This window comes from Synechococcus sp. R6-5 (assembly GCF_047461775.1).
In the GTDB taxonomy this organism is placed as follows: Bacteria; Cyanobacteriota; Cyanobacteriia; order Thermostichales; family Thermostichaceae; genus Thermostichus.
On the sequence record NZ_JANSHV010000392.1, the window covers coordinates 1 to 674 of the forward strand.

Annotated in this window: 1 protein-coding gene; it reads right to left on the reverse strand. The window is 55.3% G+C overall.

The features are described from left to right. Positions 1 to 121 precede the first annotated feature (121 nt). On the reverse strand, positions 122 to 577 hold the full coding sequence (locus NW818_RS13935; protein WP_414424896.1) for a hypothetical protein: 456 nt from the start codon (positions 575 to 577) through the stop codon (positions 122 to 124). Positions 578 to 674 lie beyond the last annotated feature (97 nt).

Here is a 674-nt window from a genome sequence, read left to right on the forward strand (position 1 = left end):
CGGAAATTCGATCTGGGTGCGATCCTCGACCATACCTGCGGTTCAGAAGAACAGATCGGCTCACCCGCGTGCGACGGATGAGCCGACACAACCCCTTCGGACTCAGACAAGCAAGCGATGCTTAAGCGATAGACTTCTGAAAGCATGCGCGATGATGGTACGTCTTGTTGCGCCGCCGCCCATCCATCACAACCACCATCTCGCGGTCATTCATGATGCGCTCTCCGCAGTTTGCGCAGTTGTGGTTGGTCGGCTTGCCGCTCTTATCGCGCGCCGTAACGTCGGTTTTCGATTTCTTCTCTGCCATGATTCTGGTCTCTCCGTTGCCTGATGCCAGGTTGTGGATTGTTGCTGTTCCTATGCGTATTATAGCATACCTTGCATCGGTGCGCGCCGTTTCGCGTATTGAACGGACGTCGGCAACCTGCTGCTCGTCATCTTGCCAGGTCTTTGCACGGGTTACATCCATTACTTGCACAGAATCGTAGTGTATGGTATGTTGCAGATACACACCCTTTGCAACCTCACTACGTGCAACGCTCGTCGTATTCGTGGCGATGGCGGCAGCCCGCCGCATGGAGGCGCACAATGAGCATGGTTCGACCCGGTGATCTGACATGGAACAAGACGAAAGAAGCAGCGACCAGAGGCAGTCTGGTGGTGACTGTCGAGCG